The following is a 700-nucleotide window of genomic DNA, read 5'->3' as shown; positions in this document are numbered from 1 at the left end:
CGTCGAGCCCCACATCCTGACCCCGGTGAAGACCTGGGCCAACAAGGGCGCCTTCGTGGAGACGGCCGCGCGGCTCGTCGCGATGTTCGACGAGAACTTCAAGCGCTTCGAGAGCCACGTCGAGGCCGACGTGCGGCAGGCCGGGCCGTCGGCGCAGGCGATCGCGGCGTGATGTGAAAGAAGGGGCCGCCTCGGGCGGCCCCCGTGTGAGACGGGCCCTCCTCGCCGTCGGCGGGGAGGGCTTTTTCGTACCCGCGTCACTCTCCCTCCCCCTCTGCGGGGGAGGATGGGCCGGCCGTCAGGCCGGGTCGGGTGAGGGGAACCACGCTCACGGAAGAGGTGCGGGCTTCATGCAGGGCATAGCCTGATCCTGCAGCGTCCCTCCCCTCTCTGCGGGACTTCGTCCCGACCGTCACCCTTCGGGTGCCACCCTCCTCCGCAGAGGGGGGAGGGAGAATTGTGGCGCGCTTCAGCGCTCGCGCCCCCACAGGCCCACGCGCTCGGAGCGGGCCTGCTCCTCGGCGGCGAGCAGATCCTGCGGCGCGTCCTCGCTCGCCCGGGCGCCGCCGGCCGCCAGGATCAGGGCGGCGAGGTCGTCGCCGTCGATGCGGCAGCGCATGCCGTCGCCCTCGGCGGCGCAACTCACCTCGCGGCGGCGCAGGTAGCGGGCGAGTTGGCGGGCGAGCGCGCCGCCCTGGCC

1 protein-coding gene and 1 pseudogene are annotated in these 700 nt (G+C 73.4%); one reads left to right on the top strand and one right to left on the bottom strand.

Annotation, left to right across the window (positions count from 1 at the left end; all coding sequences use genetic code 11):
- A pseudogene (locus tag AX737_RS33465) lies at nt 1–172 on the top strand (phosphoenolpyruvate carboxykinase (ATP)); the annotation flags it as partial.
- Nucleotides 173–469: 297 nt separating this feature from the next.
- Here AX737_RS33465 and AX737_RS34650 read toward each other — a convergent pair.
- A partial coding sequence (locus tag AX737_RS34650) for a hypothetical protein (RefSeq protein ID WP_197430645.1) occupies nt 470–700 on the bottom strand: 231 nt, incomplete at its 5' end.

The organism is Methylobacterium sp. CCH5-D2 (assembly GCF_001556475.1).
GTDB classification, from domain to species: domain Bacteria; phylum Pseudomonadota; class Alphaproteobacteria; order Rhizobiales; family Beijerinckiaceae; genus Methylobacterium; species Methylobacterium hispanicum.
Note: the sequence above shows the minus strand (reverse complement) of the source record. Positions and strands in the feature narration are given on the sequence as shown.